We start from the raw sequence: 15,686 nt of genomic DNA, 5'->3' as shown, positions 1-15,686 counted from the left end.
AACTGCGCATGCCTGTTTTATCTGCTGATGAGCTTTATCAACGCTCAATTCTGGAGTCGGTATCTAGAACATTTGCGCTCACCATTCCATTATTACCCCCAAATCTTGAGAAAGTAGTTGGCAATACCTACTTACTCTGTCGTATCGTAGATACAATTGAGGATGCGCCTGGTATCGATGCAATAACTAAACAAGATCTATCCGCGAGCTTTGTAAAAACGGTTCTAGGTGAGCAAAATCCCAAGCAATTTACTGAGCAGTGTGCCATTGCTTTATCAGGGCACAACAATCAAAGTGAAAAAGATTTAATCCAAAATATCCCACGGGTACTTCGCGTACTAGAAACTTGCGATGTGCAACAGCGCCAAGCCGTCGCTCGTTGCATACAAATAATGTCTGACGGTATGAGCTATTTTCATACCCTACAAAATCCTCTCGGCCTGGAAAATTTAGCCGAATTTGAAAAGTACTGCTATGTCGTTGCTGGAGTTGTTGGTGAAATGCTAACTACTGTATTTGCACTACACTCCCCTAATTTTTCCAAGGCCATTGCCCAACGAGAATACTTATCGATTTCTTTTGGTCAAGCCTTACAAATGACCAATATTCTCAAAGACTCCCCAGAGGATCGAGAACGTGGGGTTTCATGGAAACCAATTGGTGTTAGTGATACGGATTTACTCGTGATTGCCCACCAAAAACTTGAAGATGCCCTTCATTACATTCACTGCATTCCGAAATCAGAGCTCGGAATCCGTCGCTTTTGTTTTCTTGCCTTTGGCTTAGCAGTACTAACGCTAAAACAAATTGCACTACGTCATCATGGCTATAGATCAATTGAAGCAAAATTGACTCGATCGCAGGTAAGTCGTTTTTATCTTTTTACTAAATTTGCGGTTCACAGTGATTGGCTATTAGACATCTTTTTTAGAGTCCAAGCTAGATCGCTAAAAGCGTAGTCCTAAATTGCATGTTCGTGCTTTAACAACCATTGTTTAATTCTTAGATAAGGTCCCTTAGCCTCGCCCATAAAACCGCCAATACCTGATTTTGATAGGACGCGGTGGCATGGAATAATCAGTGGGTAGTGGTTCGAGGCGCAAGCGCCCCCAACAGCTCTTGGGGCAGACTTGATCTGATTAGCTAGCTCTCCATAGGTCATGGTTTTTCCGACTGGAATGGATTCAATCTTTGCCCAAACATTTTGCTGAAAAACACTACCTTGATTTTTTATTGGTAAGTCAAAACGTGAATTAGGATTATCGAAGTAACTCTCAATTTGCTCTTTTGCGTTTTTTGCTAATTCGTTCAGAGGTCGACTGGGTTGATCCAAATGACTCAAGTATTGAACTTGAGTAATCATTAAGGACTCATCAATCATTTCTGTGCGAATACCCAATCCCCCAAACGGGGCACGTATCAAGCAATACTCAACATGACTCTTCAAAGTTGACTGCAAAAATTCCCCCTTTCTGACACCTAAATCAATTTACCCTGATAGTCTAAATAATCAGTATTTGCTATATTGCTTATCTGTGCTTTTCTTGAAAGTGTAGATGGATTCTTTTTTTGATTCTTGGCCCCTTTGGGCTCAAGCCGCTCTGGTGGTCTTTTTACTTGCCTTGTCTGGATTTTTCTCGATGGCCGAAACCAGTATGGTAGCAAGTAATCGACACCGCTTACGAGCGATGGCAAATGGTGGTCATGCTGGTGCTGCCATCACCCAAAAACTCCTTAAGCGTATTGATACGCTTTTATCGGTTCTATTGATTGCTAATAATCTAATCAATACTATTTTGCCCATTTTAGTAACGGGTATTGCACTTCATTTGTTTGGTACCAATGGCCTAGTTTTGTCGATAGCCACCCTAACCATTGCATTTTTAATCATCATCTTTAGTGAAATTACACCGAAAGTCATTGGTGCTGCTTTTGCTGAAAAAATCTCCGCCAATATCGGTTGGGTAATTTATCCGCTAACGATTTTGCTTAAACCATTGCTGTGGCTGGTGAACTCTTTTGTTTCTGGCTTAATGGGCCTCATGGGCTTAAACCGAAAGGAAACGGCCTTACAAACCATGAGCACGGAAGAACTCAGGAGTCTAGTTCTTGAGTCAAGTCACTTTATTTCAAATCAGCACCGTAGTATCTTGCTCAATCTATTTAACCTTGAAAATATCTCGGTTGATGATGTGATGACGCCTCGAGCCAAGATGGAGATATTGGATTTATCACGGCCTATTGATGAAGTCATTGGGCAACTTGAGACCTGCTATCACAACAAATTACCCGTATGCGAGGGGGATCCAGAAAGAATTATTGGGATTCTCTCAGTTAAAAAAGCGCTTTCCTTGCTAGGAAACGAAGAACTCAGTCACAGCGACTTTCGAGAACTTCTAAATGAGCCCTACTTTATTCCTGAGGGTACTCCAGTAATGCAGCAGATGCAATTTTTTCAGGAAAATCGTCAACGTTTAAGTTTAGTCGTTGATGAGTATGGGAGCGTTCAGGGGTTATTAACGTTTGAAGATATTGTTGAAGAGTTAATTGGTGAGTTCACTACCTCTTTTCCGGGTATGTTGACTCATGATCAATGGTCAAGTGATGGATCCTATCTAGCAAATGGTAGTGCAAATTTGCGCGATCTCAATCGGTTACTGGGATTACAGCTCCCCGTTGATGGGCCTCGTACATTGAATGGATTGATACTTGAAGAGCTTGAAGAAATACCCGATCATGATCTTAGTGTCAAGGTTGCAGGCGTAGTGATGGAGATTATTCAATTTGATGATCAAGGGATTAAAACAGTTAGGCTTCATAAACCAGGGCCTGAAGATCGAAGTCGATTAGACTCTTGATTCATACCGGGTCTATCACTCAGAATTCATTACGCAAACCACTCGAAGCATCTGATTTTCATATCATTCGTTTGTGGCATGAAATTGCTTCATCTGCCGTTATTAAAGATGCAAGCGATATTCATATTGAAGCACAACAGAATTCTTGCATCGTACGTTTTCGTATCCATGGTGACCTATGCCTTTTCAAGGCATATTCAAAAACTGATCACATTCGTCTAATTACTCGCATCAAAATTCTGGCGAAGCTTGATATTGCCGAACAGCGCTTACCACAAGACGGTCGTCTTGCAATCACTGTCGGCGATTCTATAGGGCGCAAAATTGATTGTCGGGTCTCAACCATGCCTACTCTATTTGGAGAAAAAGCAGTCATTCGACTTCTCAAAACAACGAATGCTGAATTGGATATTAACCATATCGGCTTAACTGATCATCAACTGGGTATTGTCAAAAAGTGTTTGAATCGGCGCCATGGCTTGATTCTGGTATGCGGTCCTACGGGTAGCGGAAAAACACGCACACTGTACAGCTTTCTTAATTTTTTAAATCAACCCCATCTCAATCTTTGTAGCATTGAAGATCCAATTGAAATTCGTCTTCAAGGAGTAAACCAAATTGCGTACCATCCAAAAGCTGGGCTTCATTTTAATGCCATCATTCGAGCGCTCTTGCGTCAAGATCCTGATGTAATGATGATTGGCGAGATTCGTGACTCAGAAACGGCAAAACTTGCCATAAGTGCTGCACAAACAGGCCATTTAGTTCTAAGTACTATTCATACACATCAAGCGCTCTCATGCATTGAGCGGCTTAGGTACTTCGGTATCGAACCCCATGCTATCGCCCAAAATATTCTCTTGATTAGCTCGCAGCGCTTAATTCGTTATCGTGACTCGTCAATGGGTCGTTTTGCGATTCATGAGGTGCTTCCTTTTACCCCCAAACTGATGACTGCGATCGAAAAATGTGTGTCATCAACAGATCTGGGCATCATTGCAGGCGAAGAAGGGTTTCGTTCAATGCGACAAGCGGCTGACGCCTTATTGAATCAAGGGTTGATTGACCAATCAGTTTTAATTGATGAGCTTCCGTGATGATTTGGCGCTCTCTATCGCTTCGTGATCAAATCAATTTCACTTATCGCCTCCATAGTATTTTACAGGCTGGCGTACCACTCCTTGAAGCCCTCCATCTTTTAGAGCAATGCTCCCCTATTCAATGGAGATCATTTCTATCGCATACGATTGAAGGGCTCAAGCGTGGTAATAGCTTAGCAACTAGTCTTTCTAAAGAGGGCAAATGGTTCAGTCCGATTTGCATTGGCCTAATAGCGATTGGAGAAAAGACAGGGGCCTTAGAACAATCACTTTCCTTAATTCATCAACAGTTACTTGCTAAGGAATCGCTGAAACAGAAAATGAAGCAAGCGCTAACCTACCCTGCGATTACTTTTGTAGCTGCGATGATGATGGTCGTCACTATGCTGTTATTGGTTATACCTAGCTTTGAAGACATCTTTCATCATTTTCATGCTGAATTGCCGATGAGCACACAACTATTGATTGGACTATCAAAAAACTTGAATGATCATGCGGTAATTATTTTAAGCTCGATATTCATCCTATGTACTAGTACTCTATTCCTTTGGAGAAAATCAATTCGATTTCAAAAGTGGTGTGATCGATATTGCTTTCAAATTCCGATTTTTGGAGAATTCATACGACTATCGCATCAAATTACATGGTGTCAAAACATTGCCCACTTACTTCAATCCGGTCTAAGTCTTTTGGATTCCATTCGTATTTGTGCACAATCATCAAATCATTGGTTAAGTCATGATTTGAGTGCCAACCTATTTAAGCAACTATCGTTGGGCTTAGATCTAGGGCTCGCGATGAGACGTGCCGATCCTATTGGTCGATTTTTTGATCCTGAAACCATTCAATTGCTTGAAATCGGTGCTAGAACCGGTATGCTCAATGCAATGTTGCTCAATCGGTCTCGTTCGATTGAAAATCTCTTAGAGCATCGGTTAGCTATCCTTAGCCAAAGTTTAGAGCCACTGTTTATTATTTTTCTTGGCCTTTTAGTAGCAGGATTGCTGATGACACTATACCTCCCGATTTTTTCATTAGGCAGAATTATCTGATGTGGGTTGACTTCATCCTTCGAATTTGTCTCATCCTAACGCTCCTTTATTTAGCATGGGTCGATTTTCATCGATTTTTAATCCCCAATCGATTCACTTACCCCATGATTGTCTTTGGTCTCATCTTTAATTCTTTTTCACCGCTCGCCTGGTGCGATGCCTATTTGGCTTGGCTTGGTGCCATTTTTGGCTACTCCCTTCTATGGATCATTAATCAACTCTACAAACGAATCCGCTCACAGCATGGTCTAGGAATGGGAGATGCAAAACTTTTGGCCGCTCTTGGGGCATGGTTGGGAATCCATAGTGCTCTATGGATATTGGCCCTAGCCGCTTTAAGCGGCACCATTGGGGGGCTACTCTGGCTAAAGTATCAAAAATTACCACCAAGCCATCCCTTTCCCTTTGGTCCTTTTTTGGCATTTGCTGGCATCATACAAATACTATGGTCAAGTCCACTCGTTCACTCCTTGATTTAAAAGGAAAAGTTCCATTTTTAGGACTGACCGGGGGAATTGGCTCAGGCAAATCGAGTGTTGCCTCCTATCTATCGAAGCGAGGTGCATGGGTGATTGATACTGATCAAATCGCCCACCAAATAACTGCTCCCGGGGGTATGGCGATTGATCCGATCAAAAAGGAGTTTGGGTCAGAGTTCATCCTTCCCGATGGATCCCTAAATCGAGCAAAAATGCGTGAATACGTATTTAGCAATGCCGAATTCAAACGAATTCTAGAGGCTATTACGCACCCCCTAATTCGACAGGAAACCCTGATCCAGGCTGAAAATGGCTTAAATAATCATGCACCCTATTTGGTGTTTGTGGTCCCACTTCTCCTAGAGTCTGGGACTTGGATCGAGAACCTTGACCATATAGCGGTGGTTGATTGCGAGGAAGAGCTCCAAGTTCAGCGGGTAATGGGGCGAAGCCAGTTGAACCGGCAAGACGTATTGGCCATCATGACCCATCAAGCCAGCCGAGCCGAGCGGCTGGCAATTGCGGATACCGTGATTCATAACCAGGGGGATCTGGCGAGCCTAGAGATTGAAGTCGACCGCCTTCATCAAAAAATGCTGGATTTATAGTTTTTTGGCTGTGGTCGGAATAAAATAAAACCCTGTGATTATTTACGAATACCCGTTTAATGAACTGGTCAGGAACATGCTCCGACTTGAGTATTTGTTCGACCGGTTTAATCACTTTGCCCGCTCAGACGACCCCGAACTACACCACAATGCTTTGACCACTCTCTTTGAGCTAGGCGACATTAGCGCCCGAGGCGATATCAAATCATTACTTTTAAAAGAATTAGAGCGCCAGAAATTTGCACTCAATCAACTTAAACATGCCAAAGAGGTTGATCAAGAAAAACTAGCATCCACCATGATGGAATTAGAGCATGCAAGCGCCCAAGTCAATGCGTCAGTTATCAAGCCAAACGCACTGATCGGTGAAAACGAATGGCTTAATGCAATTCGTACCCGCTTACACACACCAGGGGGAACGAGTCCGATTGACCTGCCAGGTTTTTATGCTTGGCGCCACAGCCCCGCTTCTTCTCGTCGTGAGCTCTTACAAAAGTTTATTTACCCGATGCTCCCATGGCAAGAAGCATGCCATTTATTTTTGCGCCTGCTTCGTGAGTCTGGAGAGAGTAAAGAAGTATTAGCTCATCAAGGCTCTTTCCAACAAGCGCCCTCTGGCAAGGTTTACCAATTAATGCGTATCACGCTAGAAGATCCCTCGCTCTTTGCTGAGATCAGCGCTAATAAATATCTGGTCTCGATTCGGCTACTCAAGTGTGAGCAGGATCTTAAGCCTACTCTAATCAATCAAGATATTCCCTTTAAGTTAACCTTCTGTCAATTCTGACTTTGGGCTCACAATTGTTTACGTGCCGCTCAAATACGAACGAACTTTTTGAATCATTGGCCAGGCGGCTGGCAATAAAGGGTTTATGGTTAACTCTTGATTGAATATATTTTGCCAAGATAGCTCTTGATTTTCTAAGCCAACTGGATCGCCATCCCAACGATCAATCAAGCATACATGTAGACGAACATAAGCGTGTGGGTAATCGTGTTCTAAGGTCATAATTTCATGACAATGGTTTTTATCTAAAGCAATTCGGATGCCAAGTTCCTCATACAACTCACGCTCCAATGCAGTTGTGATGGATTCATTGGCCTCTAGTTTGCCACCTGGAAACTCCCAATAACCTGCATAAGGTTTTCCACTGGGTCGTTTACCCATTAAGACAAGGGATTGTTCTTTTAAAAGAATTCCGACGGCGACCTCAACGATCGACCGAGATTGAGCCGACATAAACTACTTTTTGCCAGACTGGGAACCAACCCAGTGTTTCGCAAACTGCCAAGCTACACGACCTGAGCGTGAGCCACGCTCTAGGGCCCACACTAGGGCTTCTGGACGAGCTGCTTCAATGGCTTTGTCAGAGAGCCCAAAATGCGCCAACCAATGGGCCACAATTGCGAGGTATTCTTCTTGCCTTGGCGGATAAAAAGAAAGCCATAAGCCAAAACGTTCCGATAAAGAAATTTTCTCTTCAACGACCTCGCCTGGATGGATCTCACCATCGTCAGTATGAACATAAGACTCGTTGTCTTTCATATACTCGGGTAACAAATGGCGGCGATTCGAGGTTGCATAAATCAAAATATTGTCCACCTGCGCAGAAATAGAACCGTCTAGCGCAGACTTCATCGCCTTATACCCAGACTCACCTTCTTCAAACGATAAATCATCACAAAAGACAATAAATCGCTCCGGACGAGCCGCAAGAATCTCAGTGATGTCAGGCAAATCTGCCAAGTGATCTTTATCCACCTCTACTAAGCGTAAACCTTGAGAAGCAAATTCATTGAGGCAAGCCTTAATGAGTGAGGACTTACCGGTGCCACGTGCACCCGTTAATAAAATATTATTAGCAGGTTTCTTTTCAACAAAATGTCGCGTATTGTCGATGATTGCATCGCGTTGACGATCAATATGCTTTAAATCTTTAAACGAGATTGGGGACAAGTGTTTAACTGGCTTTAAGAATCCAATTCGTCCAAAAATACTATCCCGACGTTGCCAACGAAAGGCTTTAGCTATTTGCCACTCCTGATCACTCAATGGCTTCGGTAAAAATGTTTCGAGATGATCTAAAAGACGATCGAGCTTGTCATTCACAGTTCAGGTTCTCGTAATAATGAATTTAGCTAAGAGCGGTAATCCGCATTAATCGATACATACTCGTGCGATAAATCACAGGTCCAAACCGTACCCATCGTATCGCCCCTTCCCAAATCAACTGTTACGGTTATTTCAGCTTGTTTCATCACGGCTTGACCGTGCTCTTCTTGATAGTCCGGATGTCGGCCGCCGTCTTTTGCAACCCAAACATCATCTAGCCATAATTGAACTTTACTGCTATTGAGATCATCGATTCCGGCATAGCCCACTGCAGCCAGAATACGACCCAAATTTGGATCACTGGCAAAAAACGCAGTTTTAACCAAAGGAGAATGTGCGATTGCTTTTGCGACTCGCTTGCACTCAAGGGTATTTTTGCCACCTTTTACACAAATTGTTATAAATTTAGTGGCACCCTCGCCATCACGCACAATCAATTGGGCTAACTGTTGAGAAATAGTAATCAAAGCCTCTCGAAAAACATCGTACAGCGGATCTGATCGACTTTGAATTCGAATAGCAGACTGGCCGGTTGCCATCACAATAAAAGAATCATTGGTTGAGGTATCGCCATCAATCGTAATTGCATTAAATGATGTATCGGCAGCCTCTGCAGTTAACTCTTGGAGCAGACCTCGATCAATCTGAACATTTGTTCCCACAAAACCCAGCATGGTTGCCATATTCGGCTGAATCATGCCAGCCCCTTTTGAGATGCCAGTGAGATGAATTGGCCCAAGTTCAGTATTAATCGTTAAAGAGGCTGCTTTGGGCAAAGTATCGGTGGTCATGATAGCCTGCGCAGCCGCAAACCAATTATCTTCTGTCAATTGGGCAACAGCTTGGGGTATCACTGCCACAATTTTGTCGGCTGGCAATTGCTCCATGATCACCCCCGTTGAGAAGGGTAATACTTGTTCTGCACTAAGTCCAAAAGACCCTGCCAGCACCTCACAGGTCTGAAAGGCTCGACGCAAACCCTCTTCACCAGTCCCAGCATTGGCATTACCAGTGTTCACAATCAACGCTTCAATCGGATTAGCTTCCAATAAGTGCTGTTTACATAGCTGCACAGGGGCAGCACAAAAGCGATTTTGAGTAAAAACCCCTGCAACTGTAGATCCCGGGGTCAAACGCATCACCAAAACATCTTTGCGATTAGCACGCTTGATACCAGCCTCGGCAATTCCGAGGGCAAGCCCGGGTATTGGAGTTAGGGATTTGGGATCAAGGGTTGGAAAATTGACAGCCATCGTTAAATTAGAACGGCAAACCCCAAATTAAGCAATTTTTCCGTGGCAGTGCTTGTATTTCTTACCACTAGCGCAATGGCAAGGATCATTTCTACCAATTTTTGGGCCCTCACGCACTGGTGCCGGTGCGATTGCATGTTCAACCTGCTCAACCGGGACACTTTCTCCATCAGCAAACTGATTATGCTTAAATTGCATCTCTTTGACCTGACCATCATCGGCAATGGTCTCTGTTGCTTCATCAAGCTCTGAGGCGCTCTTAATCTGAACTGTAAAGACCGTTTTAATCACGTCATTTTTCACAACATCAAGTAATTCTGCGTAAAGCTCAAATGCCTCACGACGATACTCTTGCTTTGGATCTTTTTGGGCGTATCCCCGCAAATGAATCCCTTGACGCAATCGATCTAGCGCGGCCAAATGCTCACGCCAATGCATATCTAAGCTGTACAACATCACCGAGCGTTCAAAGCTAGCGAACGACTCGCGGCCAGTGAGTTCCTCTTTGTCCTTGTAGTTTTTCTTAGCAGCCTCAATCACGCGGGTTACGATCTCTTCATCGTCCACTGTATCTGCATTAGCAATCCAGCCTTGAAGATCAACGGAAATTCCCCACTCATTCACCAAGAGATGTTCGAGAGCAGGAATATCCCACTGCTCCTCCATCGATTCCACTGGCACATAATTGCGAACGATTGCTGTAAAGACATCATCGCATAAGTTGGCAATCAGATCACCAATATCTTTACTCTCAAGAATCTGATTACGAAGACGATACGTCTCTTTACGTTGATCATTAGCAACATCGTCATACTCCAATAATTGCTTACGAATATCAAAGTTACGGCCTTCGACCTTACGTTGAGCGGATTCAATTGAACGGGTTACCATCCCCGCTTCAATTGGCTCACCCTCGGGCATTTTTAAACGATCCATCACAGCGCGTAAACGATCGCCTGCAAAAATACGCAATAGGGGATCATCTAAGGAGAGATAGAAACGCGATGAACCGGGATCGCCCTGGCGTCCAGCACGGCCACGCAACTGGTTATCGATTCGGCGACTTTCATGACGCTCGGTACCAATAATATGGAGACCACCGGCATTGACTACAGCATCGTGTAGGCCCTGCCATTCATCTTTTAACTGTTGAATTCGTTTTGCCTTTTCAGCATCACTTAAGGACTCATCGGCCTCAATCAGAATCGATTGCCGCTCGACATTGCCACCCAAAACAATGTCGGTTCCACGACCAGCCATATTAGTAGCGATTGTGATCATTTTGGGCCTGCCCGCTTGAGCAATAATTTCTGCCTCACGCGCATGTTGCTTTGCATTTAAAACTTGATGGGATAGCTTTTCTTTATCAAGCAATTTAGAGATCAGTTCTGAGTTCTCAATCGATGTAGTGCCTACCAGAACTGGCTGACCTCGTTCAAAACAGTCTTTAATATCTTTGATGACCGCTGCATAGCGCTCAGGCGAAGTCTTGTAAATTTGATCTTGCCGATCTAAGCGACGACTGGGTCGATTAGGTGGAATAACAACTGTTTCAAGCCCATAGATTTCTTTGAATTCGTAGGCTTCAGTATCGGCCGTTCCGGTCATTCCAGCCAATTTCTGATACATGCGGAAATAGTTTTGGAAGGTGATGGTTGCGAGTGTTTGATTCTCGTTCTGAATCCCCACTTTCTCTTTTGCCTCCACCGCTTGATGCAAACCATCCGACCAGCGCCGACCTTGCATTAATCGACCAGTGAACTCATCCACAATAATGACCTCACCGCCCTGAACAACATAATGCTGATCTCGGTGATACAGCGAATGTGCGCGTAGGGCCGCATAGAGGTGATGCATCAAATTAATATTTTGCGGGGCGTATAAGGAATCGCCCTCTTTTAATAGACCAATTTGAGTCAGAATTTGCTCTGCTTTTTCATGGCCACGCTCAGTCAAATAAACTTGATGGGACTTTTCATCGACCCAGTAATCGCCTGGCTTAATCACGCCTGAGCCATCGGATTTCTCTTCACCCAACTGAGGATCAAGATGAGCAGGCAATGCGTTCATCTTGATATAAAGATCGGTATGGTCTTCAGCCTGCCCTGAAATAATCAAGGGGGTACGGGCTTCATCAATCAGAATTGAATCAACCTCGTCAACAATGGCATAGGAAAGGCTACGTTGTACGCGCTGCGCCACATCCTGAACCATATTGTCGCGTAGATAATCAAAACCAAACTCATTATTGGTTCCATAGGTAATATCGGCTGCATATGCTTTTTGTTTGGCTGCATGATCCATTTGGGACAAGTTAATCCCAACGGTCAACCCTAAAAAGGTATAGAGTTTTGACATCCACTCCGCATCGCGTTCTGCCAGATAATCATTAACAGTAACGACATGGACACCCTTGCCAGAGAGTGCATTTAAGTAAACGGCCAAGGTTGCGGTTAGGGTTTTACCTTCGCCGGTCCCCATTTCAGCGATTTTTCCCTGATGAAGCGCCAGAGCCCCCATGATCTGAACGTCAAAATGGCGCATTTTCATGACGCGAACGCTGGCCTCACGAACAACCGCAAATGCTTCCGCAGCCAAGTCGTCCAAAGCCTCGCCGGCTGCAATCCGTTGCTTAAATTCAGCCGTTTTTGCCTGCAGCGCTGAATTATCTAAAGCCTGGAGATTGGGCTCTAGTGCATTTACCTTTGAAACAACCTTGCGATATTGCTTGAGGAGGCGGTCGTTGCTACTACCAACCAGTGTTTTAATAAGACCAAGTACCATAAGAATCTAGAAAAAATTTTAGCTATTGAGTTTATCACCCGCGAGCCCTCCTTTGATGAATAAGCCCCTAGTGAAGTTGGCCCTGCCGTGGCAGGATTGCCTAGCCCATGAGGAAGGCTTAAAAAAGCTTCTTGAGCGGGCCAAAAAGCATGATGCCCTGGCCCATGCGGTTAAGCGGGTCCTGCATTCTCAGGGTTATGAATCGATTAGCCAGGCCCTTTTAGTTGAATGGCGCCCCGATCGTCCCAGTGAGCTTGTTTTAGTGGTCCCCAGTGCCACGATTGGTACCCGCCTTCAGCAAATGGCCCCAAGTATTGCCAAAAAACTCGGCCAGTATCACTGGGTCATTCATGAGGTTCGGGTAAAGGTAAGACCCAACCATTCATCAGTGAATCCCAATAGAAGAAATGAAGAAACCCCAGAATTTACTCAAGCAGCTCAAAGTGCCTGGGAAGGGCTTTATCAAAAACTACCTCTGCAATCCTCCCTGCGGCAATCGATCGAAAGCTTATTAAAAAATAGAAAAACTAAACGTTGATGCTCTCGGGGATTTGCAAATAAGCTGCTGGGGCACTGCTTTTATCAAATGTCTCAATTGAATACGAACTAGGGTCATCCAAAAGCTTTCTTAACAATGCATTGTTTAGAGCATGGCCTGACTTTTCTGCAGTATAAGCGCCCACAATTGGGTGACCGGCTAGATAAAGATCGCCGATGGCATCCAGAATTTTGTGACGCACAAATTCATCGTCGTAACGCAACTCTTCATTATTTAAGATACGGTGCTCATCAAGCACGATCGCATTATCCAAGCTACCGCCTCGGGCCAGGCCAATCTCACGAAGTGCCTCAACCTCGTGCGCAAATCCAAACGTACGAGCACGGCCAATTTCACTACGGTAAGCATGTTCAGCAAAATCAACCATAAAACGCTGCCCCGTTTTGTCTACTGCTGGGTGCTTAAAGTCGATCGTGAAATCTAACTTAAATCCATAGTATGGCTCCAAGCGCGCTAATTTATTGCCTTCGCGCACTTCAATCACACGTTGAATCACCATAAATTTACGTGGTGCTTCTTGTTCAACAGTACCGGCTGATTCAATTAAAAAAAGAAAAGAGGCGGCGCTGCCATCCATGATCGGCACCTCTTCCGCATCCACCTCAATTAATAAGTTATCCAGCCCCAAACCTGAACAAGCGGAGAGCAAATGCTCAACTGTAGAAACCTTGACACCTTGACTCTGAATTACCGAGGCCAAGCGGGTATCACAGACTGCTAACGCATGAGCTGGAATTGGGGCTGCATTAGGCATATCAACCCGCACAAACTGAATTCCAAAATCAATTGGTGCGGGTTTAATTGTTAATGTCGACTTACGACCAGAATGCAAGCCAATGCCGACCGTTTTGATCGGCTGTGCTAAGGTTTTTTGTTTAAGCACCATGGCTTACATCACATTAATTAGAGATGCTTTAAGGTATTTGCGGCATCACTAACTTCAAACTTGCCAGGTGCTTCGAGCGCTAAATGCTTAACAACGCCGTTATCAACAATCATGGCATAGCGTTGGGAACGAACACCAAGACCGCGAGCGGTGAGATCAAATTCCATACCTAACTTTTTGGTGAACTCAGCACTACCGTCACCCAACATACGCACTTTCTTACCAACCTTTAAGTCCCGTCCCCATGCGCCCATCACAAATGGATCATTCACAGAAACGCACCAGATCTCATCGACTCCCTTGGCTTTAATCGCATCAAAGTGTTCCACAAATCCAGGAACATGTTTAGCCGAGCAGGTTGGTGTAAAAGCACCAGGTAACGCAAAAACTACAATCTTTTTACCGGCAGTTAATTTTTCAACTTCAAATGAATTTGGGCCCAAGGAGCAGCCATCGCGCTCTTCATCAAAAAACTCATAGAGGGTGGCGTTGGGTAATTTTTGTCCTACTGCAATCATGTTATCTCCATATCAATAGTGGTTTGGGGTGCTAACGCAGGCGCTGGATTCGTCGTCCGGAGGGGCGACTGAATTAGCAATCCTCGAAGCCACTATTGTATGGTTTATTTACTAGTCTGCTTGCTTCCTTAAAAAGGCAGGTATCTCATAGTAATCCGCCCCCTTCTCAAGCATTGCCTTGGCCTGTGGTGAACTATCGGCACCAAGGCTTGGAGGCACAGACTCTCGAGAATTACGAAATACCTTTGGAACATCAAACTGACCATAATCAACTGCTGCATTAATCGGGGCAGCCGGGCTTGAGCCCATGGCGCTTGACGCTTGAGCAGCATTACGGCTCATCGCCGCGGCTGGACTGGTCGGAGCAAAATCACCCAAAGTGGTCATCGTTGGGCTTGCATCATTCGTCCCTGTGGCAGCGCGCCAGATTAATTGGGGTTGATCTTTTTGGAGCGATTGAGAGCCATTAAGCCCAGTCGCCACTACGGTTACCCGTAAAGCATCGCCTAGGCTATCGTCATAGACGGTTCCAAAAATTACCGTGGCATCCTCAGCAGCATAACCTCGGATAGCTGCCATCACCTCACGGGTCTCGGATAACTTCAATGAACGACTGGCGGTGATATTGACCAACACACCTCGTGCACCCGATAAATCAACTCCCTCAAGTAATGGCGAAGCAACAGCAGCCTCAGCAGCCAAACGCGCCCGATCCATTCCAGATACGGTTGCCGTTCCCATCATGGCTTTACCTTGCTCACTCATGACGGTCTTCACATCTTCAAAGTCGACGTTGATTAAACCCTGCTCATTAATGATCTCGGCAATACCGGATACGGCGTTATGCAATACATCATCTGCGCAAGCAAAGGCTTTATCAAATTCTGCATCCTCTCCCATCACTTCAAAGAGCTTTTCATTCAAAACGACGATTAATGAATCAACGTGTTTCTCTAACTCTTGCGCACCCAGCTCGGCAACTTTCAAGCGCTTGATGCCCTCAAAGTCAAATGGCTTGCTAATGACACCAACCGTTAGGATGCCCATTTCTTTAGCAACTTGAGCAACCACTGGCGCAGCTCCGGTGCCAGTGCCACCTCCCATGCCTGCGGTAATAAACACCATATGTGCGCCTTGTAAAGCATCCGCAATACGTGAGCGGGCCTGCTCCGCTGAAGCTGCACCCACCTCTGGCTTTGCGCCGGCCCCAAGGCCGGTCTCACCCAACTGTAGATTTAAGCTCGCTTGCGAACGCTGCAATGCTCCCGCATCGGTGTTCATACAAATGAACTCCACGCCATTAACGCTGCGACGAATCATATGCTGGACAGCATTGCCGCCAGCCCCTCCGACACCAACCACCTTGATGATGGTTTTGCCAGCTGTTTCCTGTTCTATCATTTCAAACTCCATAACACCCTCCTTAATAAAATCGGCTTTCCACCATGGATCACCGATTGACGACGACGAAAAAAA

General features: G+C 44.9%; 16 protein-coding genes. 8 read left to right on the top strand and 8 right to left on the bottom strand.

The window, feature by feature from the left end; all coding sequences use genetic code 11:
• The first annotated feature begins 8 nt into the window (after positions 1-8).
• On the top strand, positions 9-959 hold the full coding sequence (locus QUE65_RS00965; RefSeq protein ID WP_286281253.1) for a squalene/phytoene synthase family protein: 951 nt from the start codon (positions 9-11) through the stop codon (positions 957-959).
• A 2-nt stretch (positions 960-961) separates the two neighbouring features.
• On the opposite strand, the gene QUE65_RS00960 is transcribed toward QUE65_RS00965, so the two are convergent.
• Positions 962-1,459 (bottom strand): methylated-DNA--[protein]-cysteine S-methyltransferase, encoded by a 498-nt coding sequence (locus QUE65_RS00960; RefSeq protein ID WP_286281252.1) that lies wholly within the window; start codon positions 1,457-1,459, stop codon positions 962-964.
• A gap of 97 nt (positions 1,460-1,556) precedes the next feature.
• Here QUE65_RS00960 and QUE65_RS00955 point away from each other — a divergent pair, with 97 nt between their 5' ends.
• From QUE65_RS00955 to zapD, 6 genes are read left to right on the top strand one after another with little or no spacing between them, the layout of a single operon-like run.
• Positions 1,557-2,858, top strand: a complete 1,302-nt coding sequence (locus QUE65_RS00955) for an HlyC/CorC family transporter (protein ID WP_286281251.1) — start codon at positions 1,557-1,559, stop codon at positions 2,856-2,858.
• Complete coding sequence (locus tag QUE65_RS00950; RefSeq protein WP_286281250.1) at positions 2,855-3,955, top strand: GspE/PulE family protein; 1,101 nt, start codon at positions 2,855-2,857, stop codon at positions 3,953-3,955. The genes QUE65_RS00955 and QUE65_RS00950 overlap by 4 nt, the downstream gene beginning before the upstream one ends.
• Positions 3,955-5,010, top strand: coding sequence for a type II secretion system F family protein (locus QUE65_RS00945; protein ID WP_286281249.1), 1,056 nt, complete (start codon positions 3,955-3,957; stop codon positions 5,008-5,010). Before QUE65_RS00950 ends, QUE65_RS00945 begins: the two co-directional genes overlap by 1 nt.
• A complete protein-coding gene (locus QUE65_RS00940; RefSeq protein WP_286281247.1) occupies positions 5,010-5,489 on the top strand; it encodes a prepilin peptidase in 480 nt (159 codons plus the stop codon). Before QUE65_RS00945 ends, QUE65_RS00940 begins: the two co-directional genes overlap by 1 nt.
• On the top strand, positions 5,456-6,097 hold the full coding sequence (coaE, locus tag QUE65_RS00935) for a dephospho-CoA kinase (RefSeq protein WP_286281245.1): 642 nt from the start codon (positions 5,456-5,458) through the stop codon (positions 6,095-6,097). The genes QUE65_RS00940 and coaE overlap by 34 nt, the downstream gene beginning before the upstream one ends.
• 34 nt (positions 6,098-6,131) lie before the next feature.
• Positions 6,132-6,884, top strand: a complete 753-nt coding sequence (gene zapD, locus QUE65_RS00930) for a cell division protein ZapD (protein ID WP_286281244.1) — start codon at positions 6,132-6,134, stop codon at positions 6,882-6,884.
• 18 nt (positions 6,885-6,902) lie between these two features.
• On the opposite strand, the gene QUE65_RS00925 is transcribed toward zapD, so the two are convergent.
• From QUE65_RS00925 to secA, 4 genes are read right to left on the bottom strand one after another with little or no spacing between them, the layout of a single operon-like run.
• A complete protein-coding gene (locus tag QUE65_RS00925) occupies positions 6,903-7,337 on the bottom strand; it encodes an NUDIX domain-containing protein (RefSeq protein WP_286281243.1) in 435 nt (144 codons plus the stop codon).
• A gap of 3 nt (positions 7,338-7,340) precedes the next feature.
• On the bottom strand, positions 7,341-8,207 hold the full coding sequence (locus tag QUE65_RS00920; RefSeq protein WP_286281241.1) for an ATP-binding protein: 867 nt from the start codon (positions 8,205-8,207) through the stop codon (positions 7,341-7,343).
• Positions 8,208-8,236: 29 nt separating this feature from the next.
• Complete coding sequence (argJ, locus tag QUE65_RS00915) at positions 8,237-9,463, bottom strand: bifunctional glutamate N-acetyltransferase/amino-acid acetyltransferase ArgJ (RefSeq protein WP_286281240.1); 1,227 nt, start codon at positions 9,461-9,463, stop codon at positions 8,237-8,239.
• A 27-nt stretch (positions 9,464-9,490) separates the two neighbouring features.
• Entirely contained in the window at positions 9,491-12,247 is a 2,757-nt protein-coding gene (secA, locus tag QUE65_RS00910; RefSeq protein ID WP_286281238.1) for a preprotein translocase subunit SecA, read from the bottom strand.
• 55 nt (positions 12,248-12,302) lie between these two features.
• On the opposite strand from secA, the gene QUE65_RS00905 reads away from it, so the two are divergent.
• Entirely contained in the window at positions 12,303-12,785 is a 483-nt protein-coding gene (locus QUE65_RS00905; RefSeq protein WP_286281235.1) for a hypothetical protein, read from the top strand.
• On the opposite strand, the gene lpxC is transcribed toward QUE65_RS00905, so the two are convergent.
• The 3 genes from lpxC to ftsZ all read right to left on the bottom strand — a co-directional run bounded on the left by lpxC (position 12,775) and on the right by ftsZ (position 15,623).
• The gene (gene lpxC, locus QUE65_RS00900; RefSeq protein ID WP_286282370.1) at positions 12,775-13,689 is read right to left on the bottom strand and encodes a UDP-3-O-acyl-N-acetylglucosamine deacetylase; all 915 of its coding nucleotides are present in this window, start codon (positions 13,687-13,689) and stop codon (positions 12,775-12,777) included. The two genes, QUE65_RS00905 and lpxC, sit on opposite strands and share 11 nt — an antisense overlap.
• Positions 13,690-13,709: 20 nt before the next feature.
• Positions 13,710-14,210, bottom strand: a complete 501-nt coding sequence (locus QUE65_RS00895; protein ID WP_286281234.1) for a peroxiredoxin — start codon at positions 14,208-14,210, stop codon at positions 13,710-13,712.
• 111 nt (positions 14,211-14,321) lie between these two features.
• Positions 14,322-15,623, bottom strand: a complete 1,302-nt coding sequence (gene ftsZ, locus QUE65_RS00890; RefSeq protein ID WP_286281233.1) for a cell division protein FtsZ — start codon at positions 15,621-15,623, stop codon at positions 14,322-14,324.
• Positions 15,624-15,686: the final 63 nt, after the last annotated feature.

This window comes from Polynucleobacter sp. HIN8, assembly GCF_030297615.1.
Lineage (GTDB): Bacteria > Pseudomonadota > Gammaproteobacteria > Burkholderiales > Burkholderiaceae > Polynucleobacter.
Note: the sequence above shows the minus strand (reverse complement) of the source record. Positions and strands in the feature narration are given on the sequence as shown.

Excerpts from the sequence above, each read along its gene's own strand:
- coaE (WP_286281245.1), top strand. The coding sequence starts at position 5,456 with ATGGTCAAGTCCACTCGTTCACTCCTTGATTTAAAAGGAAAAGTTCCA.
- QUE65_RS00965 (WP_286281253.1), top strand. The coding sequence starts at position 9 with ATGCCTGTTTTATCTGCTGATGAGCTTTATCAACGCTCAATTCTGGAG.
- QUE65_RS00940 (WP_286281247.1), top strand. The coding sequence starts at position 5,010 with ATGTGGGTTGACTTCATCCTTCGAATTTGTCTCATCCTAACGCTCCTT.
- QUE65_RS00955 (WP_286281251.1), top strand. The coding sequence starts at position 1,557 with ATGGATTCTTTTTTTGATTCTTGGCCCCTTTGGGCTCAAGCCGCTCTG.
- QUE65_RS00945 (WP_286281249.1), top strand. The coding sequence starts at position 3,955 with ATGATTTGGCGCTCTCTATCGCTTCGTGATCAAATCAATTTCACTTAT.
- secA (WP_286281238.1), bottom strand. The coding sequence starts at position 12,247 with ATGGTACTTGGTCTTATTAAAACACTGGTTGGTAGTAGCAACGACCGC.
- ftsZ (WP_286281233.1), bottom strand. The coding sequence starts at position 15,623 with ATGGAGTTTGAAATGATAGAACAGGAAACAGCTGGCAAAACCATCATC.
- QUE65_RS00925 (WP_286281243.1), bottom strand. The coding sequence starts at position 7,337 with ATGTCGGCTCAATCTCGGTCGATCGTTGAGGTCGCCGTCGGAATTCTT.
- QUE65_RS00905 (WP_286281235.1), top strand. The coding sequence starts at position 12,303 with ATGAATAAGCCCCTAGTGAAGTTGGCCCTGCCGTGGCAGGATTGCCTA.
- argJ (WP_286281240.1), bottom strand. The coding sequence starts at position 9,463 with ATGGCTGTCAATTTTCCAACCCTTGATCCCAAATCCCTAACTCCAATA.
- QUE65_RS00895 (WP_286281234.1), bottom strand. The coding sequence starts at position 14,210 with ATGATTGCAGTAGGACAAAAATTACCCAACGCCACCCTCTATGAGTTT.